This is a genomic window from Pseudomonas sp. R4-84 (assembly GCF_054130985.1).
This window is the reverse complement of sequence record NZ_CP096390.1, coordinates 173767-196767: the sequence shown is the minus strand read 5'-3', so window position 1 is coordinate 196767 and position 23001 is coordinate 173767. Positions and strand designations below refer to the sequence as shown.

Annotated in this window: 18 protein-coding genes; 6 read left to right on the top strand and 12 right to left on the bottom strand. The window is 61.3% G+C overall.

The genetic code is table 11. The features are described 5' to 3' along the window. Window positions 1-249: 249 nt before the first annotated feature. A complete protein-coding gene (locus tag M1D68_RS00815) occupies window positions 250-2226 on the bottom strand; it encodes a methyl-accepting chemotaxis protein (protein WP_434608886.1) in 1977 nt (658 codons plus the stop codon). A gap of 183 nt (window positions 2227-2409) precedes the next feature. Beyond that, the gene (locus M1D68_RS00810; RefSeq protein ID WP_420765159.1) at window positions 2410-3330 is read right to left on the bottom strand and encodes a LysR substrate-binding domain-containing protein; all 921 of its coding nucleotides are present in this window, start codon (window positions 3328-3330) and stop codon (window positions 2410-2412) included. A gap of 152 nt (window positions 3331-3482) precedes the next feature. On the opposite strand from M1D68_RS00810, the gene M1D68_RS00805 reads away from it, so the two are divergent. Further along, window positions 3483-4883 (top strand): NorM family multidrug efflux MATE transporter, encoded by a 1401-nt coding sequence (locus tag M1D68_RS00805; protein WP_457968981.1) that lies wholly within the window; start codon window positions 3483-3485, stop codon window positions 4881-4883. Window positions 4884-4925: 42 nt separating this feature from the next. On the opposite strand, the gene M1D68_RS00800 is transcribed toward M1D68_RS00805, so the two are convergent. Then, window positions 4926-6596 (bottom strand): putative bifunctional diguanylate cyclase/phosphodiesterase, encoded by a 1671-nt coding sequence (locus M1D68_RS00800; RefSeq protein ID WP_434561649.1) that lies wholly within the window; start codon window positions 6594-6596, stop codon window positions 4926-4928. A gap of 274 nt (window positions 6597-6870) precedes the next feature. Here M1D68_RS00800 and rep point away from each other — a divergent pair, with 274 nt between their 5' ends. Together rep and M1D68_RS00790 are read left to right on the top strand one after the other, a co-directional pair. Further along, entirely contained in the window at window positions 6871-8880 is a 2010-nt protein-coding gene (gene rep / locus M1D68_RS00795; protein ID WP_420765162.1) for a DNA helicase Rep, read from the top strand. A 46-nt stretch (window positions 8881-8926) separates the two neighbouring features. Beyond that, window positions 8927-9499 carry a xanthine phosphoribosyltransferase gene (locus M1D68_RS00790; protein ID WP_420765163.1) on the top strand — a complete coding sequence of 191 codons (573 nt, stop codon included), beginning with the start codon at window positions 8927-8929 and terminating at the stop codon, window positions 9497-9499. A 55-nt stretch (window positions 9500-9554) separates the two neighbouring features. Here the strand turns inward: M1D68_RS00790 and M1D68_RS00785 are convergent, their stop codons facing one another. From M1D68_RS00785 to dadA, 5 genes are all read right to left on the bottom strand, one after another. Further along, entirely contained in the window at window positions 9555-11477 is a 1923-nt protein-coding gene (locus M1D68_RS00785; RefSeq protein ID WP_457968979.1) for an acetyl-CoA hydrolase/transferase C-terminal domain-containing protein, read from the bottom strand. Between the two features lie 135 nt (window positions 11478-11612). Next, window positions 11613-12026, bottom strand: a complete 414-nt coding sequence (locus M1D68_RS00780; protein ID WP_420767177.1) for a c-type cytochrome — start codon at window positions 12024-12026, stop codon at window positions 11613-11615. A 184-nt stretch (window positions 12027-12210) separates the two neighbouring features. Further along, entirely contained in the window at window positions 12211-12759 is a 549-nt protein-coding gene (locus tag M1D68_RS00775) for a cupin domain-containing protein (protein ID WP_030138196.1), read from the bottom strand. Between the two features lie 128 nt (window positions 12760-12887). Further along, window positions 12888-13961 (bottom strand): alanine racemase, encoded by a 1074-nt coding sequence (gene alr, locus M1D68_RS00770; protein WP_457968977.1) that lies wholly within the window; start codon window positions 13959-13961, stop codon window positions 12888-12890. A gap of 127 nt (window positions 13962-14088) precedes the next feature. Further along, a complete protein-coding gene (dadA, locus tag M1D68_RS00765) occupies window positions 14089-15393 on the bottom strand; it encodes a D-amino acid dehydrogenase (protein ID WP_420767172.1) in 1305 nt (434 codons plus the stop codon). A gap of 154 nt (window positions 15394-15547) precedes the next feature. Between dadA and M1D68_RS00760 the strand changes: the two genes are divergently transcribed. Further along, entirely contained in the window at window positions 15548-16036 is a 489-nt protein-coding gene (locus M1D68_RS00760) for an Lrp/AsnC ligand binding domain-containing protein (RefSeq protein WP_003206849.1), read from the top strand. 5 nt (window positions 16037-16041) lie between these two features. Here M1D68_RS00760 and M1D68_RS00755 read toward each other — a convergent pair whose 3' ends face one another. Next, entirely contained in the window at window positions 16042-16395 is a 354-nt protein-coding gene (locus M1D68_RS00755) for a YkgJ family cysteine cluster protein (protein WP_457968975.1), read from the bottom strand. Between the two features lie 146 nt (window positions 16396-16541). Between M1D68_RS00755 and M1D68_RS00750 the strand changes: the two genes are divergently transcribed. Further along, complete coding sequence (locus M1D68_RS00750) at window positions 16542-17855, top strand: NAD(P)/FAD-dependent oxidoreductase (protein WP_434561643.1); 1314 nt, start codon at window positions 16542-16544, stop codon at window positions 17853-17855. Between the two features lie 46 nt (window positions 17856-17901). Here the strand turns inward: M1D68_RS00750 and M1D68_RS00745 are convergent, their stop codons facing one another. After that, window positions 17902-18147 (bottom strand): DUF1127 domain-containing protein, encoded by a 246-nt coding sequence (locus M1D68_RS00745; RefSeq protein ID WP_420767169.1) that lies wholly within the window; start codon window positions 18145-18147, stop codon window positions 17902-17904. Window positions 18148-18328: 181 nt separating this feature from the next. Here M1D68_RS00745 and M1D68_RS00740 point away from each other — a divergent pair, with 181 nt between their 5' ends. After that, window positions 18329-19759, top strand: coding sequence for an aminotransferase-like domain-containing protein (locus tag M1D68_RS00740; RefSeq protein ID WP_457968973.1), 1431 nt, complete (start codon window positions 18329-18331; stop codon window positions 19757-19759). A gap of 39 nt (window positions 19760-19798) precedes the next feature. Here M1D68_RS00740 and M1D68_RS00735 read toward each other — a convergent pair whose 3' ends face one another. Together M1D68_RS00735 and M1D68_RS00730 are read right to left on the bottom strand one after the other, a co-directional pair. Then, window positions 19799-22213 carry a fimbria/pilus outer membrane usher protein gene (locus tag M1D68_RS00735; protein WP_457968971.1) on the bottom strand — a complete coding sequence of 805 codons (2415 nt, stop codon included), beginning with the start codon at window positions 22211-22213 and terminating at the stop codon, window positions 19799-19801. Then, entirely contained in the window at window positions 22213-22917 is a 705-nt protein-coding gene (locus M1D68_RS00730) for a fimbria/pilus chaperone family protein (RefSeq protein ID WP_420767166.1), read from the bottom strand. Before M1D68_RS00730 ends, M1D68_RS00735 begins: the two co-directional genes overlap by 1 nt. Window positions 22918-23001 lie beyond the last annotated feature (84 nt).

The following is a 23001-nucleotide window of genomic DNA, read 5'->3' as shown; positions in this document are numbered from 1 at the left end:
AGCAACTACCTGAAAAACTACACGGCTACAGATTGGAGATTTTTTGCGGGAAACGAGCTTGCTCGCGGTGATTTTTTGCCTAGGCAGCCTAGAACCCGTGACGGGGGAGCTTGCTCCCGCTCGACTGCGCAGCAGTCGCAAGACGCGACGATAAGGTCTGCCTGAAAAGGCACGGGCCTGCTGTGCAGGCCCGCGGGAGCAAGCTCCCTCGCCACGGGATTGGGTTGGCTTGCTCGTGAGGGGACGGTCTCAGCGGAACCGATCGACTTCTTTGCGAAGGTCCTGCGCCAGTTTTTCCAGTTCCTTGGCGGTGATCGCCAGGTTCGAAACCACTTCGCGCTGTTCGCTGTTGGCCATGGCAATACTCTGCAGGTTGCTGCTGAGCAGGGTCGCGGTGCTGCTTTGCTCCTGCGTAGCCGTAGTGATCGCGGCGAATTGCTGGCCGGCCGAGCGGCTTTGCTCATCGATACGCGCCAGGGCCGAGGCCACGTTGGCGTTACGCGACAAGCCTTCCTGCATGAGCAGGTTGCCCTTCTCCATGGTGCTGATGGCGTTGCCGGTTTCCTGCTGGATGCTGTTGATCATGCCGGAAATTTCGTCAGTGGCCTGGCGAGTGCGCGAGGCCAGGCTCCGAACCTCGTCAGCTACCACGGCAAAACCACGACCCTGCTCGCCCGCCCGTGCAGCTTCGATGGCGGCGTTCAACGCCAGCAGGTTGGTTTGCTCGGCGATCGAAGTGATCACACCGACAATGCCACCGATCTCCTGGGAGCGCTGGCCCAGCGTGTTGATGACCGTTGCAGTGCTGTTCAAGGCGCCCGCGATCTGTTCCAGGGACGATGACGCTTCGTCCATCGAGGTACGGCCGATGCGAGTCTGTTGGGCATTGTCCTGGGCCAGGCGCTCGGTATTGCCCATGTTGTCGGCGATGTTCAGGGAGGTGGCGCTGAATTCTTCCACCGCCCCGGCCATGCTGGTGATCTCGCCGGACTGTTGCTCCATCCCTTCATAGGCGCCACTGGACAATCCGGAGAGCGCCTGGGCACGGCTGTTGACCTCTTGGGAGGCTTTGCGAATGTGCTCGACCATGGTCGACAAGGCTTGGCTCATCTGGTTGAACGCACGGGCCAGTTGGCCGATCTCGTCGTGGCTCGACACATTCAGGCGCACGCTCAGGTCGCCGGCGCCCAAGGCTTCGGCCTGACGCACCAAGTCACCGAGGGGAGCCAGTTTGCTGCGCAACAGCCATACCGCCGCACCGACCGCCAGCAACATCGCCAGCAAACTGCCGATCGCCAGTTGCGTACCGACGTTCCAGGTCACTGCGTTGATCTCGGTTTTCGGCATGCTCGCCACGACCGACCAGGGCCCGCCCTCGAACGGCACGGCAACGCTATAGAACTCCTCCGCGGTGTCGTCCCAGAAAGCACCCTTGCCAGGCTTCTTGACCAACGCTGTGATGGCCGCGGTAGCACGGTCCAGCGCCTGCACGCCGGCCGGCGGCACCAACCATTTGTTCTGCTCGTCCAATAACGCCAGCGAACCGGTCTGTCCGATTCGGAAGCGCTTGAGGTTTTCGAACTGCGCATTCTGCGCATCGGTGTAATCGAATCCTACGTACAACACGGCAATGATCTTGCCGCTGCCATCACGTACAGGCGTGTACTGCGACATGTAGAAGCGCCCGAACAGCAACGCCCGGCCAATGTAGCTTTGGCCGCTGATCACCGGGCCGTAGGCCGGTCCGGCGCGGTCGAGCACAGTACCGATGGCGCGCGTACCGTCCTGTTTGCTGACGGATGTACTGACGCGGACAAAATCGTCGCCGCTGCGCACGAATACCGTGGCCACGCCGGCGGTCATCGTCTTGAAATCATCCACTTCCTTGAAATTGTTGTTCAACACTTCGCTGCCAAGGCTCAAGCCAGGCGTCTGAACGCCCGCCACCGTCACCGGCTGGTCCGGATGCACGCTCAAACCGGCGCTGAAACGCTTTTCGAACAGACCCGCCAGCCGTTGGGTGCTTTCGCGCAACGTGCTGTGGAACGTGTTGAGCTGATCGGCCATCAGTCGCGCTTCGCTCGCGAGATGCTCTTCACGGGTAGAAAGGTTTGCAGCGTCAAGCGAACGCAAGGCAAAGACAGTACTGCCGGAGATCACGACCGCCAGTATCACGGCAAGGGCAAGGCCTAGCTGTGAGGCGATCCGGGCACGAGGTTGAGACATGACGGCTCCTGGCCGAGAGACTGGATCATCTTGATCACATCGCACGCTCGGCATCTGATTCGATGAGGTAGGTATTGGCCCTTTCTGAACGAAGGTTCTATGTTCACCTTCGGCCGTAACGCCGAATACTTGAGGGCTTTGGAAGGAATAATACCAAGTGGCTAGCACGGCGACTGCAACGTTTCAGCCCAGGCGCTTGACCTCAGGTAGTTGCATGGCCTTCACCTCGCTCTGGAGAAAGTCGCTGAGCCGGCGCAAACGTTCACCCCCGGGCCGGGTTTTCGGCCAGACCAGGTAGTAATGCTCGCCGCTGGCGACAGCGGTTGGCCATGGCAGGCTCAAGCGCCCCTGGGCAACGTCCTCGGCCACCATCAACAAATCGCCCATGGATACGCCGTAGCCGCGCGCGGCCGCGATCATGCCCAGTTCCAGGGTATCGAACACCTGACCGCCCCTGAGCGAGACTTTGTCCGCCAAGCCCATGCGCTGCAGCCAATTGCGCCAGTCGCGGCGATCCGGAGTGGGATGCAATAGCTCGGCCTTGGCCAATCGCGCCACATCCCAGGGTTGGTCATTGAGCAGGTTCGGAGCGCCGACCGGTATCAACTCCTCGGGAAACAGCAGGCTGGCCTCCCAGTCCGCAGGGAAATGCCCATTGCCCAGCAGGACTGCGCAATCGAAAGGCTCGGTATTGAAATCCACCGAGTCGATGTCCATCCAGGCGCTTGTCAGCTGCACTTCGTTGCCCGGTTGCAGATGGCGAAAGCGGCTCAGGCGCGCCAGCAGCCAGCGCATGGTCAGGGTCGATGGCGCCTTCATCCGCAGGATGCCGTCTTCTCCGTGCAATGTGTGGCAAGCCCGCTCCAGCGCCATGAAGCCCTCCCGCACGCCCGGCAGCAGCAGGCGCGCCGACTCGGTCAGTTGCAGGTTGCGCCCGCTGCGCTGGAACAGTCGACAGGCAAAGTGATCTTCCAGTGTGCGAATGTGCCGGCTGACGGCGCTCTGGGTGATCGACAGCTCCTCGGCGGCGCGGGTAAACGAGCTGTAGCGCGCCGCGGCTTCGAATGCCCGTAGCGCATAAAGCGGAGGAAGACGGCGAGACATCGCAAAAGCTCCATGGCGTGGTTTGCAAACCCTACCAGAAACCCATCCAGCATGAGTTTTAATCATGCCAGCGATCTTTTTTATCCTTTTGTGCAATCCGGCGGGAGGGCCGAGAATCTTCGTCTTACTGCCTTGCTGGAACATGGAGTGTGATGATCATGCGGCATCCTGTGCGTACCGAACTCTGGGCCATCCTGCGCCTGGCGGGACCGTTGATTGCTTCGCAGTTGGCGCACATGCTGATGGTGCTGACGGACACCCTGATGATGGCTCGCCTGAGCCCCGAAGCCCTGGCAGGCGGCGGGCTCGGGGCGGCGAGCTATTCATTCGTATCGATTTTCTGCATCGGCGTGATCGCGGCGGTGGGCACCCTGGTAGCGATCCGCCAGGGCGCGGGCGACATCGAAGGCGCCACCCGGCTGACCCAGGCCGGATTATGGCTGGCCTGGTTGATGGCGCTGGTGGCGGGCCTGCTGTTGTGGAATCTCAAGCCGGTGCTGTTGATGTTCGGCCAGACCGAAACCAACGTGCTCTCTGCCGGGCAATTTTTGCTGGCACTGCCGTTCGCCCTGCCCGGTTACCTGAGTTTCATGGCCCTGCGTGGCTTTACCAGCGCCATCGGGCGGGCCACGCCGGTGATGGTGATCAGCCTCGGCGGCACGGTGGCCAACTTCCTTCTCAACTATGCGCTCATCACCGGCATGTTCGGCCTGCCGAAGCTCGGCCTGATGGGGATCGGCCTGGTCACGGCCATCGTCGCCAACTGCATGGCCCTGACGCTGGCCTGGCACATTCATCGGCACTCGGCCTACCGCGCTTATCCATTGCTTGCCGGCCTGTCGCGACCCAATCGCCAATACCTCAAGGAACTGTGGCGACTGGGCTTGCCGATTGGTGGCACTTACGCGGTGGAAGTCGGCCTGTTCGCATTCGCCGCCCTGTGCATGGGCACCATGGGCAGCACGCCGCTGGCGGCCCACCAGATCGCGCTGCAAATCGTCTCGGTGGCCTTCATGGTTCCGGCGGGCATGTCCTACGCCATCACCATGCGTATCGGCCAGCATTACGGTGCCGGGCAATTGCTCATGGCGCGCCTGGCCGGGAGGGTCGGGATTGGTTTTGGCGCGGCCGCCATGCTGGCGTTCGCCATGGTGTTCTGGCTGCTGCCGAATCAATTGATCGGCCTGTTCCTGGACCATGAGGACCCGGCGTTCCGGGCGGTCATCGACCTGGCGGTGAGCCTGTTGGCCGTGGCGGCGTGGTTCGAGCTGTTCGACGGCACTCAAACCATTGCGATGGGTTGCATCCGCGGATTGAAAGACGCCAAGACCACGTTCCTGGTGGGCCTGGCTTGCTATTGGTTGATCGGCGCGCCGGCGGCGTGGTGGATGGCGTTCCATTTGCATTGGGGCCCGACCGGTGTCTGGTGGGGCCTCGCCCTGGGCCTGGCCTGCGCGGCGGTGAGCCTGACGTTGGCGTTCGAGTGGAAGATGAAGCGGATGATTCGCAGCGAGCCGGGACAGCAAGGTTTCGAAGCGATCCAGGCCAAATGAAACAAAGCCCCTTGTGGGAGCTCGCTCCCACCGGGTTTTGGGTTAGCTGATTTCCAGCATCGACTGCTGATCACCCTCGGACATCAGGTATTCAACCAACTCCGCCAGCGGCAACGGCTTGCTGATCAGGAACCCCTGCACCTGGTCGCATCCGAAACCGCGCAGCAACTCCAGTTGCTCGCGGGTCTCGACGCCTTCAGCCACCACCTCGAGGTTGAGGTTATGGGCCAGGTTGATCATCGCGTGGACCAGCTTGCGGTTCTCTTCGCGCTGCTCCATGCCGCCGACGAAGCTCTTGTCGATCTTGAGCAGGGCGATGGGCAGGCTGTTGAGGTGCACGAACGAGGAGAATCCGGTGCCGAAATCATCCAGGGAGAACCGTACCCCCAGGCGACCCAGGGCATCCATGGTCTGTTTGACCAGTTCGCTGCGACGCATCACGGCGGTTTCGGTGAGCTCGAACTCCAGCCATTGGGCCTCGACACCCCGCTCGGCGATCAACCGGCTCAGGGTCGGCAGCAACTGGCTGTCCTGGAACTGCCGGAACGAAAGGTTGATCGCCATGTGCAACGGCGCCTGCCCACGTTCACGCAGGTCCTGCATGTCCCGAAGGGCCCGGGCAATCACCCAGTAACCCAACGGCACGATGAGCCCGCTCTGCTCGGCCAGCGGCACGAACTCACTCGGTGGCAACAAGCCGCGCTCGCCATGGCGCCAGCGCACCAGGGCTTCGAGGCCGACAATCGTGCCATCCGCCAGGTTCAGCCGAGGCTGGTAATGCAATTCCAGCTCATCACGTCGCAACGCCCGCCGCAGCTCGCTTTCCAGGTCGGCGAGGCTGCGGGCGTTGCGGTTGATGCGCTCGTTGAAAATATGAAAGGTGCAGCCTTGGGTGCTCTTGGCCTGCTGCATGGCGATGTGGGCGTGCCACATCAAGGGGTCCGCACCGGCTTGCGCCCGGGCGTGGGCAATGCCCAGGCTGCAACCGATCAACAGGCTTTCACCGTCGACCCAGTAGGGTTCGGCCATGGCTTCGATGATGCGCTCGGCCATCCACTCCGCTCGCTGGGGCGCCCGGCGGGTGTCTATCAACAAGGCGAACTCGTCGCTCCCCAGCCGTGCCAGCTGATCACCGGCCTCAAGCGCGCCTTTGAGCCGCGAGACAACCTGCAGGATCAGCCGATCGCCGGCCTGGTGGCCGAGGGCGTCATTGGCGTGGCGGAAATTGTCGAGGTCCAGGTGACCCAGGGCCAGGCCACGGCCTTCGTTTTCAGCCAGGCGAGCCGCCAGCAAGGTCTGAAAACCCTGGCGGTTGGCGATGCCTGTCAACGGGTCCTGCTCGGCGAGCCGTTGCAGGGTGTTTTCGAGCATCCCCCGCTCGCGCACGTGACGCAGGCAACGACGCAGGGTCGCCTCATCGAGGGCGTCGCGCACCAGCCAGTCGCTGACGCCATCCGGGGAAACCGAAGGTTCATGCTCGAGCAACAGAACTGTCGGCAAACGACAACGACCCGGTGCCGGCTGCAGGGCGGCAACGGTGAGCAGCACCGCGTTGCGGTTGTCCTCGAACAAGCTGCTGACCGAGTCCCAGTTCGGGGCGCTGATCAACACGACCGAGGGCCCCATAGGCGCCAGGCACTCGCGCAATATCGCTGACCACTCAGGCGTTTCGGCCAACAACAGCAAACGCAAGGGTTCGACAGGCGTGGACAAGCTGACTCCCTAGACTCTGCAAGGTGGTAGGCGCGGGGCATTATGACGCGCCGATGGGCAATCACCAATGCCAATGGTTCTCAGATACCCGCTTTTGAAGGTTTTTCATCCCAAAAAACGAACGTTGGAACCAATTTCCGTCCGCATCCTGAGGGAAAGTGACGAAAGCGGCAATTGCAATGATGCGCAACGTCACAAGTCGGACAGGGAAGCACAATTCTCAGAGCCTGTTAAAATGCCGGCCCATTTCGCAAACGACTCCCTGAACCCTGTCATGTCCCGACTCAACCCCCGGCAGCAAGAAGCCGTGAACTATGTCGGCGGCCCTCTTTTGGTGCTCGCCGGTGCAGGCTCCGGCAAGACCAGCGTGATCACCCGCAAGATCGCGCACCTGATCCAGAATTGTGGCATCCGCGCCCAGTACATCGTCGCCATGACCTTCACCAACAAGGCCGCCCGGGAAATGAAAGAGCGGGTCGGCGGCCTGCTGCGCGCCGGCGAAGGTCGCGGCCTGACGGTCTGCACCTTCCACAACCTGGGCTTGAACATCATCCGCAAGGAACATGCGCGGCTGGGCTACAAACCGGGCTTCTCGATCTTCGACGAGGCCGACGTCAAGGCCCTGATGACCGACATCATGCAGAAGGAATATTCCGGCGACGACGGCGTGGATGAGATCAAGAACATGATCGGCGCCTGGAAAAACGACCTGATCCTGCCGCCCGAAGCACTGGAAAACGCCCGCAACCCCAAGGAACAGACCGCCGCCATCGTCTACGCCCATTACCAGCGCACGCTCAAGGCGTTCAATGCGGTGGACTTCGACGACCTGATCCTGTTGCCGGTCAAACTGTTCCAGGACCACGCCGACATCCTCGAGAAATGGCAGAACAAGGTCCGCTACCTGCTCGTGGACGAATACCAGGACACCAACGCCAGCCAGTATCTGCTGGTGAAACTGCTGATCGGCAAACGCAACCAGTTCACCGTGGTGGGCGACGATGACCAGTCGATTTACGCCTGGCGCGGCGCGCGGCCGGAAAACCTGATGCTGCTCAAGGAAGACTACCCGTCGCTCAAAGTGGTGATGCTGGAACAGAACTACCGCTCCACCAGCCGGATCCTGCGCTGCGCCAACGTGCTGATTTCCAACAACCCCCATGAGTTCGAAAAACAACTGTGGAGCGAGATGGGCCACGGCGACGAGATCCGCGTGATCCGTTGCCGCAACGAAGACGCCGAAGCCGAGCGCGTGGCCATGGAAATCCTCAGCCTGCACTTGCGCACCGACCGGCCGTACAGCGATTTTGCGATCCTGTACCGCGGCAACTACCAGGCCAAGCTGATCGAGCTGAAACTGCAGCATCACCAGGTTCCCTATCGTCTGTCGGGGGGGAACAGCTTTTTCGGCCGCCAGGAAGTGAAGGACCTGATGGCCTACTTCCGCCTGATCGTGAACCCGGACGACGACAACGCCTTCTTGCGGGTGATCAACGTGCCGCGCCGGGAAATCGGTTCGACCACCCTTGAAAAACTCGGCAACTACGCCACCGAGCGCAAGATCTCCATGTACGCCGCCACCGACGAAATCGGCCTTGGCGAGCATTTGGACAGCCGCTTCACCGATCGCCTGGCGCGCTTCAAGCGTTTCATGGACAAGGTCCGCGAGCAGTGCGCCGGGGAAGATCCGATCTCTGCGCTGCGCAGCATGGTCATGGACATCGACTACGAAAACTGGCTGCGCACCAACAGCTCCAGCGACAAGGCCGCCGATTACCGCATGAGCAACGTCTGGTTCTTGATCGAGGCGTTGAAGAACACCTTGGAAAAAGACGAAGACGGCGACATGACCGTCGAGGACGCCATCGGCAAGCTCGTGCTGCGGGACATGCTAGAACGCCAGCAGGAAGAGGAAGAAGGCGCCGAAGGTGTGCAAATGATGACGCTGCACGCCTCCAAAGGCCTGGAGTTTCCCTACGTGTTCATCATGGGCATGGAAGAAGAAATCCTGCCGCACCGTTCCAGCATCGAGGCCGACACCATCGAAGAAGAACGGCGCCTGGCCTACGTCGGGATTACCCGGGCGCGCCAGACGCTGGCCTTCACCTTCGCCGCCAAGCGCAAGCAATACGGCGAAGTCATCGACTGCGCCCCGAGCCGCTTCCTCGATGAGTTGCCGCCGGACGACCTGGCCTGGGAAGGCAACGACGACACGCCGACAGAGGTCAAAGCCGTTCGCGGCAACAGTGCCCTGGCGGATATACGCGCGATGTTGAAGCGCTAGAATTTTCCACTATTTCAGGCGCTGAACGCGTCCCAGAGGAGGCTTCATGGAAGCCCTGCACCAGAAAATCCGAGAGCTAGGCATCGTGCTGTCCGACCAGGTATTGAAGGTCGATGCGTTTCTCAACCACCAGATCGATCCGCAGTTGATGAAGCTGATCGGTGATGAATTTGCCGCACTGTTCAAGGATTCGGGCATCACCAAGATCGTCACCATCGAAGCCTCGGGCATCGCCCCGGCGATCATGACCGGGCTGAATCTTGGCGTGCCGGTGATCTTCGCCCGCAAGCAACAGTCCCTGACCCTGACGGAGAACCTGCTGTCGGCCACCGTGTATTCCTTCACCAAGAAGACCGAAAGCACCGTCGCCATCAGCCCGCGCCACCTGACCAGCAGCGACCGCGTGCTGATCATTGATGATTTCCTGGCCAACGGCAAAGCCTCCCAGGCGCTGATTTCCATCATCAAGCAGGCCGGCGCCACCGTCGCCGGGCTGGGGATCGTGATCGAGAAGTCGTTCCAGGGCGGCCGAGCCGAACTGGATGCCCAGGGCTATCGCGTCGAATCGTTGGCCCGGGTGAAGTCGTTGGCGGGTGGGGTTGTGACCTTCCTCGATTAATACCCATTCCCCTGTGGGAGCGAGCCTGCTCGCCCCCACAGGGGATGGCCGATTTCTAAGGCGCAGTCGCCTTGAGCCCCGCCAGCAACAGCCGCTGATACAGCTCTTCCTTCAGCCCCTCCGGGCTCGTCAGCTGCATTCGCTCCAGATGCCCGGCATATTCCCAGGGCTGCGGCGCATCCAGGGCGGCTTTGCCCAGATCCAGGATCTCGGTGAGCTTGAATTTGCTTTTCAGCCAATTCAGCGCCCGCAATAAGTCCCGCTCGACCTCATCGAAATCACAGCCCAACGGGTACTCCGGAAACAGGTTGGCATGCCGCGCCTGGATCCCCTGCAAACGCTCCGAGGTGTTGTCGGCAAAGCGTGGATCGAGGCGAAAGTCCTTCGGCAGCTTGCCGGCATTTTGCGCTTGCTCGATCAATCCGGGTTGGAAGCGTGAATCGCTGATGTTCAGCAACGCCTCGATCACCGCGGCGTCGGTCTTGCCCCGCAGGTCGGCGATGCCGTACTCGGTTACCACAATGTCACGCAAATGGCGTGGAATCGTGCAGTGACCGTATTCCCAGACAATGTTCGAACTGACCACCCCTCCCGATTCCCGCCAGCTACGCAACAGCAGTATCGAACGCGCCCCTTCCAGCGCGTGGCCCTGGGCGACGAAGTTATACTGCCCACCGACGCCGCTGAGCACCCGCCCGTTTTCCAATTGGTCAGCCACTCCCGCGCCCATCAAAGTCATGGTGAAGACCGTGTTGATGAACCGAGCATCGAGGCGCTGCAAGCGCTTGAGCTGCTCCTGACCGTACAGCTCGTTGATGTAGCTGATACGCGTCATGTTGAATTCAAGCAGACGGCTCTGCGGCAACTCGCGCAAGCGCTCGTAGAAACTGCGCGGGCCGAGGAAGAACCCGCCATGAATGCAGATGCCATCGGGTTGCGCCGCCTCGTCGAGGGTTCCGGCAATGGCCCGCTCCTGGGTCGGCTCGTCGGGGTAGACCTTGCGCCGGATAATTCCGGCTTCCGCCAGCACCAGCAAACCGTTGACGAACATCTCACTGCAACCGTACAACCCCTTGGCGAAAGGCTCGACCCCGCCTTCGCGCTCGATCAATTGCGCCCACTGGCTGAGGTTCAGTTCCGCCAACAGAGCCTGGTAACCGGCGTTATCGGCTTGGCGCGCCAGCAGTGCCGCTGTCAGTGCGTCGCCCATGGAGCCGATGCCGATTTGCAACGTACCGCCATCGCGCACCAGGGTGCTGGCATGCAGGCCGATCAAGTGATCCTGGAACCCTACCGGCATGTTGGGTGTGGAAAACAACGTGTGGCTGTCCTTCTCGTCGATCAACAAGTCGAAGCCGTCGATGCCGATTTCCGCGTCACCGGGCATGTACGGCAAGTCGCTGTGGACCTGGCCCACCATGAGAATGGTCTCCCCCGCCTCGCGCCGCTTGGCGATCATCGGCAACAGATCCAGGGTAATGTCCGGATTGCAACTCAGGCTAAGCCGATCCGGGTGGTCCGGGTCGCTCGCCACCAGTTGGGCGATCAGGTTCAAGCCTGCCCCGTTGATGTCCCGGGCCGCGTGGCTGTAGTTACTGCTGACATAGTCCTGCTGGGCCGACGCGCTGTGTAAAAGGCTGCCGGGCTGCATGAAGAATTGTTGGACGCGGATATTGGCCGGCAGGCTGTCGCGCTGCAGGTCGGCCAGGTAATCGAGTTCGGGATAATCGCCAAAGACCCGTTCGACGAAGGGTTCGAGGAAGCGCTTCTGCAACCCATCGCCCAAGGTCGGCCGCCCCAGGCTCAAGGCGGTGTAAATGGTCAGCTGTCGCTCGGGCAGTTGCGCGATGCGCCGGTACAGCGCGTTGGCGAACAGATTGGGTTTGCCCAGCCCAAGGGGCATGCCGAGGTGGATATGCGCGGGCAGGCGCTCGAGCACCTCATCCACCGCCTGTTCGATTGAACACAACTGCACCATCCTACCCTCCGTGACTTTCCATGAATGTGGGTTGGACCGAGCTTGCCGGGTCTTGGTTGCGATGAACAGCGCTGAAAAATCCCAGGCGCAAAAAAGCCGCTCGTAAGCGGCTTTTTTGTGAACGATGCCGGCGTTTTACAGCCCAGACATCTCTTTGATGGCGCCCTTGAGCTCTTCATCCGAGCAATCGGCGCAGGTGCCTTTAGGCGGCATGGCGTTGACGCCCGTGATGGCCTTGGCCAGGATGCCATCGAGACCGCCCTGGTGGTCGGCGCGTTCTTTCCAGGCTGCCTTGTCACCGATTTTCGGCGCGCCCAGCAGACCAGTACCGTGGCAAGCGTTGCAATGTTTGGCAATGACGTCTTTTGGCGCCTTGGCACCGCCGGCACCGCCCGCCGCAGTAGCCACTTCCATCCCCTTGCATTCCTTGCCCTGGACGCAAACCTGGCCGACGGGTTCAAGGCGCTTGGCGATGTCATCGTTGGGCGCCGCTTGAGCGCTCGCAGCCCATAGGGCCAATACGGTTGCTGGTGCAGCCAGCATTTTCATAATTAGGTTCACGCGTACACCCTCAATGGTGGCTAGTCACGCCTGCGGCCACGGTTTGCAGGCGGGCGCAAGTATAGCGGTAAGCCTGTCACTCCGAAACAACCCCAAAGTCGCAAGGGTCTTGTTTGTCATGACAGGCCAACCTTCGGGCGCCTTTGCCCCTGCGGGCTCGGCGCCTCTTGGTCTAGAAATTGGCCGGTGTGGCTGCGCTGATCAGTCGCGCCGGCACGTCGAACGGGTTACGGAAGCGGTGGGGCTTGGTGCTTTCGAAATAGTAGCTGTCACCGGCTTCGAGCACGAAGGTTTCGGCGCCCACCACCAATTCCAACCGCCCTTCCACCAGGATCCCGGTTTCTTCGCCTTCGTGGGTGAGCATCTCGTCACCCGTGTCGGCGCCAGGCGGATAGATTTCATTCAAAAACGCAATCGCCCGGCTCGGATGCGCCCGGCCCACCAGTTTCATGGTCACGGCGCCATCGGAGATGTCGATCAGTTCGTTGGCTTTGTAGACGATCTGGGTCGGTTTCTCCTGGAGGATTTCTTCGGAGAAAAACTCGACCATGGACATGGGAATCCCGCCAAGGACCTTGCGCAGCGAGCTGATCGAGGGGCTTACGCTGTTTTTCTCGATCATCGAAATGGTGCTGTTGGTGACGCCCGCGCGCTTGGCGAGTTCACGCTGGGAAAGGCCTTTGAGTTTACGAATGGATTGCAGTCGTTCACCGACGTCCAATGCTGGAGCCTCCAGGGAATCAGGTTGTGTGTAAAGTGAGCGTTATCATGGCGACAGCGTTCAGTATTTACAACACTTTGGCCCGAATCCTGTGCGGTGAAGCGACTTTCGGTAGATCGCGCTCAGCCTCACCCCTTGGAATAGAGCCTTGGCACCCGCCGCAGGTTGCAGAATATCTGGTAGGGAATCGTGCCGGCAGCCATCGCCACGTCGCTGGCGAGGACATTTTTGCCCCATAGCTCGACCGTGGAGCCGAGCCCGGCCTGGGGGATATGGGTCAAGTCCACGCACAGCATATCCATCGATACCCGCCCGACCAGTTGGCTACGCTGCCCGTCCACAAGCACCGGCGTGCCGTTGGGCGCCTGGCGCGGGTAGCCGTCGGCGTAGCCCATGGCGACCACGCCCACGCGTGTCGGTTGCGCCGTGACAAAGCGTGCGCCATAACCCACGGGCTCGCCGACGGGAAGCTCGCGCACGCTGATGATTCTAGACTCCAGCGTCATGACCGGCTGCAGGCGCGAAGCAACGGCATTGGCCTCCTCGAAAGGCGTTGCGCCGTACAGCATGATGCCGGGCCGCACCCAGTCGCTGGGGATCTGCGGCCAACCCAGCACCGCCGGAGAATTGCGCAGGCTGACCTCTGCCATCAGGCCCTGGCGGGCCTGCTCGAATACTGCTAATTGTTGCAGGCTGCTGGGGTCATGCAGTTCATCGGCACGGGCGAAGTGACTCATGAGTACGATCTTCGCCACGTTTCCACTGGCCAGGAGGCGACGATACGCCGGCTGGAACTCGTCCTGATGCAATCCGACCCGATGCATACCCGAATCGAGCTTGAGCCAGACCGTGATCGGCTTGCCCAGCGTCGCGCGCTCGATCGCTTCGAGTTGCCACAACGCATGCACCACGCACCAGAAATCATGTTCGACGATCAAGGCAAGCTCATCGGCCTCGAAAAATCCTTCCAGCAGCAGGATCGGTCCACCAATACCGCCCGCTCGCAGCTCCAGGGCCTCTTCGATACAGGCCACGGCAAACCCGTCGGCCGCTTCCTGCAAGGCTTCGGCGCAGCGCACCGCCCCGTGCCCATAGGCGTCGGCCTTGATCACCGCAAGGGCTTTGGCCCCCGTGACTTCGCGGGCCAATTGATAGTTATGACGCAAGGCTTGGAGGTCGATCAGGGCACGGGCAGGACGCATGGCGGCACGCTTCTAGGCAGTCATGGATAAAAAACCGGCGCAGGCTGACAGCATCAACCACCAACAGCGCCGGGAGAGGGAGAGTTTTGACAGCTGTCAGGGCAGCGCGGCCGAAACACTCAAGCAGTCATTGGTGAGCTGGCGCTGGATTGCCATGTTTTGCGGACTCCTGGGGTTTGCTGCCATAACGGGAAATGTCGAGGCCTTCGGCGCTGATCTGTGGCTTTTTCTTCGCCATCAGGTCCGCCAGCAGGCGACCGGAACCACAGGCCATGGTCCAACCGAGGGTGCCGTGGCCAGTGTTCAGGAACAGATTCTTGAACGGGGTAGCGCCCACGATAGGCGTGCCGTCCGGTGTAGTTGGGCGCAGGCCTGTCCAGAAACTGGCCTGGGCCAGGTCGCCGCCCCGAGGATAAAGGTCGTTGACGATCATCTCCAGGGTTTCGCGCCGACGCGGGTTCAGCGAAAGGTCGAATCCAGCGATTTCGGCCATGCCGCCGACGCGAATACGGTTGTCGAACCGGGTGATCGCGACCTTGTAGGTCTCATCGAGAATGGTCGAGGTCGGCGCCATCGCCGGGTCGGTAATCGGCACGGTCAGGGAATAGCCCTTGAGCGGATACACCGGCGCGCGGATACCGAGGGGCTTGAGCAACTGTGGCGAGTAGCTGCCCAAGGCGAGGACGTAGCGGTCGGCTGTTTCCAGCTTGCCGTCGATCCAGACGCCGTTGATGCGGTCACCGGCGAAATCCAGGCGCTCGATATTCTGGTCGAACCGAAATTGCACGCCGAGCTGGACGGCCATTTCCGCCAGGCGGGTGGTGAACATCTGGCAGTCGCCGGTCTGGTCATTGGGCAAGCGCAGCGCACCGGCGAGGATGTCGGTGACGTTGGCCAACGCCGGCTCGACCCGGGCGATGCCTGCGCGGTCGAGGACTTCGAACGGCACGCCAGACTCCTTCAACACGGCGATGTCCTTGGCCGCGCCATCGAGCTGGGCCTGGGTGCGGAACAGTTGAGTAGTTCCCAGGCTGCGGCCCTCGTAGGCAATGCCGGTCTCGGCGCGCAACTCGTCCAGGCAGTCACGGCTGTACTCGGACAGGCGGACCATGCGCTCCTTGTTGATTGCGTAGCGGCTGGCAGTGCAATTGCGCAGCATCTGCGCCATCCAGAGGTATTGATCGATGTCGGCAGTGGCCTTGATCGCCAACGGCGCGTGACGCTGCAACAGCCACTTGATGGCCTTGAGCGGCACACCGGGCGCGGCCCACGGCGAGGCGTAACCCGGCGACACCTGGCCGGCGTTGGCGAAGCTGGTTTCCATGGCCGGCGCCGGCTGACGGTCGACCACCACCACTTCAAACCCGGCACGGGCCAGATAGTAAGCACTGACGGTACCGATGACGCCGCTACCCAAGACCAGAACGCGCATGTTGAATCCTCATCGCGGATGACCGCTGACGTTTGTTGTACAAAGCTTAGATGGGCGCAGTGTAAAAAAGATCAGCCAGTGCTTTTCACTATATAAATCCCTATATTTGGCGAGAATTCTCGGCAAAAACCCTTTTCATGGAGGCGCATCACCTGTGCGTACCAATACCCAGACCAAGCGCGAGCTGGACAAGATCGACCGCAACATTCTGCGCATCCTCCAGGCGGACGGGCGGATTTCCTTCACCGAACTGGGCGAAAAGGTCGGTCTCTCCACCACGCCATGTACCGAGCGGGTCCGGCGCCTGGAGCGCGAAGGCATCATCATGGGCTACAACGCCCGGCTTAATCCGCAGCACCTGAAGGGCAGCCTGCTGGTGTTTGTCGAGATCAGCCTCGACTACAAGTCCGGCGATACCTTCGAAGAATTCCGACGCGCAGTGCTGAAATTGCCACACGTCCTGGAATGCCACCTGGTATCGGGCGACTTCGATTATCTGGTGAAGGCGCGGATTTCCGAGATGGCCTCGTACCGCAAGCTGCTGGGCGACATCCTGCTCAAGCTGCCCCACGTGCGTGAGTCCAAGAGCTATATCGTGATGGAAGAAGTGAAGGAGAGCCTGAACCTGCCGATCCCGGATTGAGCGGCCTAGACCAACACCTGCCGGGTACTCGCCATGTACTCATGAATCTGCTTCTCGACACGCGGGTGGATCAGCTCCACCGGCCGTCGACCATTGGGACATGGCAAGGTCGCCGTGGTGCCGAACAGACGGCAGATCAACGGCCGCTCGTCGTAGACCGTGCAACCGTTCGGCCCCAGGTGCACGCAATCGAGCGCTTCCATGGCGGCGTCCTGTTCGGCGCGGGTCTTGCGCGGTAGCCGGGACATTTCCTCGGGCGAGGTGGTCACCGGGCCGCAGCAGTCGTGACAGCCCGGCACGCACTCAAACGTAGGGAGCTGCTGACGCAGCGTGCGGATTTTTTGGCTGTTGCAGCTCATCGAGGCGAGTACCGGGTCGGGACAGCCTTGGATTCTGCCTCAAAAGGCGCAGGCCAGACAGCGTCAGCCGACCAGAGTTGCCGATGGAGGAAAGCGCGGCTTATGCTCCGTAAAATTTCTCAAACACATCAATCAGGATTACGCACATGAACGCCCGTGTTCAGCAACCTGTCCCGAGCCACGCGCACGCCGCCTCTTATTACGCCGCCAGCAGCCTGCCGCAGCCGGACCATCCGGTGTTGCAAGGCGAGCTGATCGCGGACGTCTGTGTGGTGGGCGGCGGGTTCTCTGGGTTGAACACGGCCATCGAACTGGCCGAGCGCGGGATGAGCGTGGTGTTGCTCGAAGCACATAAAATTGGCTGGGGTGCCAGCGGACGCAACGGCGGCCAGTTGATTCGCGGCGTTGGGCACGGCCTCGACCAGTTTGCTTCGGTCGTCGGTAACGACGGCGTCCGTCAGATGAAACTGATGGGGCTTGAGGCGGTGGAAATCGTCCGACAACGAGTCGAGCGCTTTCAGATTTCTTGCGACCTGACCTGGGGTTATTGTGACCTTGCGAACAAACCCGGCGACCTTCAGGGCTTCGCCGAAGACGCCGAAGAATTGCGCAGCCTGGGCTACCGCTACGAGACCCGACTGCTGCGCGCTGACGAAATGCACAACGTGGTGGGCTCGGATCGTTACGTTGGCGGCTTGGTCGACATGGGTTCGGGTCACCTGCATCCGCTCAACCTGGCGCTGGGAGAAGCCACGGCGGCCCAGCAATTGGGAGTTCGACTGTTCGAACGATCAGCCGTCACCCGCATCGACTATGGCCATCAAGTAAAAGTACATACCGAGCACGGCTCGGTCCGCGCCAATACCCTGGTGCTGGGCTGCAACGCCTACCTCAATGGCTTGAACCAGGAGTTGAGCGGCAAAGTGCTGCCGGCCGGCAGCTACATCATCGCGACCGAGCCGTTGAGCGAAACTCAGGCACATGCGCTATTACCGCAGAACATGGCCGTTTGTGATCAGCGGGTGGCGCTGGATTATTACCGGCTTTCGGCGGATCGCCGCTTGTTGTTCGGCGGGGCTTGTCATTATTCCGGGCGCGATCCGCAGGACATCGGCGCCTATATGCGTCCGAAAATGCTCAAGGTTTTCCCTCAGTTAGCGGACGCGAAAATCGATTATCAATGGGGCGGGATGATCGGCATCGGCGCCAACCGCTTGCCACAGATCGGCCGTCTCAAGGATCAGCCGAACGTGTATTACGCCCAGGCCTACTCGGGCCATGGCGTAAACGCCACGCACCTGGCGGGCAAACTGCTGGCCGAAGCAATCAGTGGGCAACAGGGAGGTGGCTTCGATCTTTTTGCACAGGTGCCGCACATGACATTCCCAGGGGGCAAACATTTGCGCTCACCGCTGCTGGCATTGGGGATGTTGTGGCATAGATTGAAAGAACTGGTGTGACAGGGGCCGAGGGAGCTTGCTCCCTCGCCACAGGTTTCTTATCGATTCAAATCCGCCAGAACGGCTTCAAGCCTTCCGCCCGCGCCTGCTCCCGACTCAGTCCAATATCACGCAACTGTTCGGTCGACATGTCCAACAGGGCTTTGCGTGTATGCAAACGATGCCAGAACAGTCCCCAGCGACTCAGGCCGGCTGGCGCATTGCGCAAAGCCCCGCTGCGCAGCTCCTTTTCCTGCCCAGCCGCCAGTTCCTGACTGTGTAACGTCAGCCGTACATCGCTCAAGCCGTTCATTTTTGATCGCTCCTGTTTACTTGGGTAGCCAGAGCTTTCATGATGCGCGGACGGCCAAAAGCAATACAGATTCAGGCGATGTCTTTTATAAGCATACAGAATCGGCGTTTTCGGCACTGAATCGAACTTTTGCGCCGCAACTGTATTGGTTGTCGCTTTCCCACTTCACTGAGAACGCACCATGACGCTGTACGTGAACCTCGCCGAGCTGCTCGGCACCCGTATCGAACAAGGCTTCTACCGCCCCGGTGACCGGCTGCCGTCGGTGCGCGCCTTGAGCACCGAACACGGGGTCAGCCTGAGCACGGTCCAGCAGGCCTATCGCGTGCTGGAGGACAGCGGGCTGGCAATGCCGAAACCCAAGTCTGGCTATTTCGTGCCGGTCAGCCGGGAACTGCCGGACCTGCCGGCGGTGGGCCGTCCAGCCCAGCGCCCGGTGGACATTTCACAATGGGACCAAGTGCTGGAACTGATACGCGCCGTACCGCGCAAAGACGTGGTGCAGCTGGGTCGCGGGATGCCGGATATCCATTCGCCAACCATGAAGCCATTACTTCGCAGCCTGGCGCAGATCAGCCGACGGCAAGACATGCCCGGCCTGTATTACGACAACATCTACGGCAACCTGGAACTGCGGGAACAGATCGCCCGGCTGTCCTTGGACTCCGGCTGCCAACTGGGCGCCAACGACCTGATTGTCACTACCGGCTGCCACGAAGCGCTGTCAGTGAGTGTCCGCGCCACCTGCGAGCCAGGTGACATCGTCGCGGTGGATTCACCCAGCTTCCATGGCGCCATGCAGACGCTGAAGGGCCTGGGCATGAAAGCCCTGGAAATCCCCACCGACCCACTCACTGGCATCAGCCTGGAAGCTTTGGAACTGGCGCTGGAGCAATGGCCGATCAAGGCCATACAGTTGACCCCGAGCTGCAATAACCCGTTGGGTTACATCATGCCCGAGGCCAACAAACGCGCCCTCCTGACCTTGGCACAGCGCTTTGATGTGGCGATTATCGAAGACGATGTGTATGGCGAACTGGCCTACACCTACCCGCGTCCGCGCACCATAAAGTCTTTCGACGAAGATGGGCGCGTCCTGCTCTGCAGTTCTTTTTCCAAGACCTTGGCGCCGGGCCTGCGAGTGGGTTGGGTTGCCCCCGGTCGCTATCTGGAACGGGTGCTGCACATGAAGTACATCAGCACGGGATCTACCGCGCCGCAGCCCCAGATCGCTATCGCCGAGTTTCTCAAGGCTGGTCATTTCGAGCCGCATTTACGCCGCATGCGCGCGCAATACCAGCGCAATCGCGACGTAATGATGGACTGGGTCAGCCGATATTTCCCCCAGGGCACCCGCGCCAGCCGCCCTCGTGGCAGCTTCATGCTCTGGGTCGAGTTGCCGGAAGGCTTCGATACGCTGAAGCTCAACCGCATGCTTCATGACCAAGGGGTCCAGATCGCGGTCGGCAGTATTTTCTCGGCATCTGGCAAATACCGTAATTGCCTGCGCATGAACTACGCTGCCAAGCCAACGGCGCAAATCGAAGATGCTGTACGCAAGGTGGGTGCCGCCGCGAGCAAGCTGTTGAGCGATGTCGCCAACGTCCAATGAAGCTCATCGATCACTGAACGATCGGCGGTGCAGGTACGCTCAGCCAACCTGGCAAGCCACCTCAAGACGATCGATAGGCGCTGAGGATGCCGGCATCTGGCGAGTATCGATTTCCAAGCGGCAGATTTGCTCATCGGCAAGCGCTATAGAGAGTTTTGCCACGACAGGGGCATCCTCCAGATATACCAGGCCCGTGTCGACCACCGTCGTCAAGTACTGACCCGCGTGGTCGTAAACCCCAAGGCCCTTGGCCATGGGTACCCCCTCTTCGTTGCGCACGTATAGCAACAAGCGACGAACCCTGGCGGCCTGGAAGTCGAGCCGCGGCACAGCACCGCGCGCTGCCCGCACTTCTTGGTAACCATTTGGCACCTCAATGTTGCGAGGGAGGCTGACCGTGTCGATTTCAACACGGCTCGCCTGGTAAGGCGGCAGTTCAGCCGCCACCGCACGCCCGGCTCCATCGGTCCAGACGGGCCCCTGGGGCGTTCCAATCTTGACTCCGGCGTAGTCGCCGACTTTGAGCAGGCCGAACGTGTCGCGCAGCGGATACGGCGAAGGCGTCACGCCCTCGTCATGCAAAGCCAACCCGCCGCGTAGCGTCAGGTCATAATGGCGCGCGCCGGCGCTGCTTCGGGAATACCCCAGTTCTGCGCTGGTATAACGGGGCACGGCGTTAAGCCTGGCGTTGAAGTCGTTCCGGTCGTCGGCGAAGCGATCGGCACCGATGCTGTAGCCAAGGCTGTCACTGACCTGCTCCGAATAACGTGCGCCACTGCGCACTCCTCTCGAATCATCGTAACGTACAGCAGTGCTTATTCTTCGGTTGCGTCCCAGGGGCACACCCACGTTGACGAACGCACCTGATTTACCCGCTTGCTCAAACCTGTCGTGTTCAAGGCTCAGCGAAAACGTCACCCAGTCGAAACCCCGCGACCATGCCGCGCTGACCCTCGAATGAGCTTTTCCACCCCCGCCCTGATACCGAGCCAATGATCCGCTCAGCGCACCCCAAGCCGGATCCGCTCTCCTCAGCGATAGGCTCCAGTGATTGGCCGCGCGGGCAAACGGGTCACCTCCAACGGCATCACGCCCGGCCTCAGACAAGTATCGAAACCCAGAGCTGCGCTGGCCCGCTGTCAAACCGACCGATAGCCCGTCGCCCAGCGTCGTGTTGAGTGTGGCCTGGATCTCTTGGCCGCCGATGCCTCGTGTCGTGCGTGAACCGAGCTGCTGCAGGGTCAGCACGGTCGCTGGGGTCAGCGCTTGAGAAACGCCCCATCCAATGGATTGGTAACCGTCGGCCCCCATCCACCCTGCGCTCGTCTGCGTCCGCGGACCCCATCGCCAGTCCCGGCTGGCGGCAAAAAATGACGGAGTGTCATGGTCACGCCCGATCTGCCGGATCCTGCCTGCCGCCAATCCATAACTGGGCAGGGTGCCTAGTCTCGCGGGACGCACTTGCGCGGCAGGCACATGAAAGTCGCGACGCTCACCGCTTTCTTCGAACACGCTGACTTCCAGATCCAGCCTATCACTGATCAGCGGCAGGTCGCGCAAGGTGAACGGCCCGGGGGGGACCAGAGTGGTATAGATCACGATGGCACTCTGGCGGACCTCGACTCGGGCCGTCGAATAGGCCAACCCTTGGACCTCGGATCCCGCGCCCAGCCCACCCGCATCCGCGGAAAGCGCCGTTTCCGGGAAGATTTGCACCCCGGTGAACGGGCCCGTGGAAAACAACGAGGAACGCATGTTCAACTGGCCCAACTGCACCTGCGCGCCAAATCGCTCCCAGGTCTTGGATGCTTGGGTGTACAGCGTCTCGAAACGCGTCACGCCCTGGAACGACGTGTAATTCTGGCGGCTGCGCACGACCCAATCTCCGGCATTGAAACCCAGCTCAGTGCCCAAGCTGCGATAGTGGCTGGACTGCCCCGCAGCGGAACCGTCGATGACCAGAGCATCGTAATTCCACACACCCGCCACCCCTCCGGAGTCCCAGCCGCCGGGACGCTGCCCTGGCGTCGCCAGCAAGTCGGCGGGCACCACCAATGAAACCAGGTTCTGTCCCGGATCAAGCTGCACCTGGAAGCCGGCCAACGCTTGTACGGCAGACAGGCACAGCGCCTCATCAACGCCTGGATTCACGTTCGACGGCGCGGCGATTCCCACGTGCTCAAACAAGTTCGCATCGACGCACAACTGCCCTTCGTCATCGAACGTCACGAAGATCTGCCCGGAAGGTACGCCATTGACATTCAGGGCGACGCGGTTGCGTCCTGCGGCAAACCGCGCGGCGCTGCGAAAGTACTCGGCGACATTCGGATCGATCCCCCGGGCTTCGAGCACCGAACGGTCAAATTCATCGGACGCCTGTGCCGAGGCTTCGGTCCAGGCAATCGACATCAGGACCAGGCTGCCGACAGGCCGCCAGAAGACACCCAGGCCCACTACTGCAAGCTCAAGCGTGCGTCGTGGCTACCAGCGGCAAACCCGTAGGTGGTGGCCGGGAACAACCGGACATGTGTGCCCAGGCTCGATGGCGTGGCGAACGCCAGCGTTTCCCCCGGCAGGATATAGGTACGGCCGATATCCAGTGTTGCACCACCGGGAATCAGACTCACCGATCGCGCCAGCCTTACAACATAGGGGCTGGGATTGCTCACGCTTATCTCACCGGTCCTGGCGCTCCAGACCAGCCGTTTCCAAGGCATTCGCTCCGTTGCCAGACCAGCCGGACGAATAATCACCGGGATGTTCTGGCGCACGCCCATGGAGATTTGTGCGCCGCTCGCCGCCGGACGCGCTTTGATGCCCTCGAACACGACGCGCTTGAGCCGCTCCGTCTGCAAGACAGCGGCACTGTGAAGGATAAAACGCACTTGCTGGCTCTGGCCGGGTTCCAGTCGAGCCACGGGAGGGTTGACCAGGAGCAACGGTTCCTTGTCCTCCGGAAGGTCAAGGACAGCGCTATAGAGCAATGCCGGTTGATCGTCCGTATTCCTGACATTCAGGGTCGCCTCCCCTATGCCCTGGTCGACAATCACAACCGGCGTTTCCGGGACCATTCCGGCCGCCTGGGCGCCAAGGCCTATGAATGGCAGGCACAGCGCTGCCATCGCACTCGTCCACAGCGAGCAATTTCGAACAAACATGGGAATCTCCAGAGGCACCGACCGAGACATGCCAGGCACGTCTCGTCGGCATCAAACTACCTGCAGGAGCACGGCTCCTCAGGC